Raw genomic sequence first — 533 nt, forward strand, 5'->3', positions numbered from 1 at the left:
CGCGGCCCGTCCCGCCTCTGCGGCCCTGGCCCCGGCCGCGGCGGCAGGATGGGAAGACTTCTGATCCTGCGGCGCGGTGCCGAAGCCGCGCCCAGGACCGCCGCCTTGCCCCGGCGCCCACTGATCCCCGAACCAGACGACCGCCGCGCCCTAGGCGCCCCCCAGCCACCGCCTTGCGGAGATGCAGATGCCCCCCCTGCGCGTGATCATCGCCACCTCCAGCCCACTTGCACAGTCGCGGCTTGCCCGTGACCTTGCGGCGCTTGCCGAGGTGGATCTTTGTGGCAAGGCCGGAGATCTTTCCGCTGTCTATATGCTGGCCGAACGCGAGGAACCCGACATTGCCCTGGTCGGCGGCGATCTGCTGCGCCACCCGGATTTCGAAGGCATCACCTCGCTTTTCCGGGTGATCGGCACCACCCGGATCGAGATTCTGGGCGACGCACCGGCCGCCGGAGCGCCGGGCATCGCGCCAGGCATGCCGGGCCCGGCGCTGCTGGCGGCCTTGCGCCGCGCCCGTGCGCAAATGGCCG

1 protein-coding gene is annotated in these 533 nt (G+C 71.9%); it reads left to right on the top strand.

Annotated elements, in window-relative coordinates; translation table 11 throughout:
• Positions 1-187 precede the first annotated feature (187 nt).
• Positions 188-533 (top strand): ANTAR domain-containing protein (locus tag K1Y73_RS21955; RefSeq protein ID WP_225030541.1); only part of this gene is annotated, 346 nt, incomplete at its 3' end.

The organism is Xinfangfangia pollutisoli, assembly GCF_020179405.1.
In the GTDB taxonomy this organism is placed as follows: domain Bacteria; phylum Pseudomonadota; class Alphaproteobacteria; order Rhodobacterales; family Rhodobacteraceae; genus Pseudogemmobacter; species Pseudogemmobacter pollutisoli.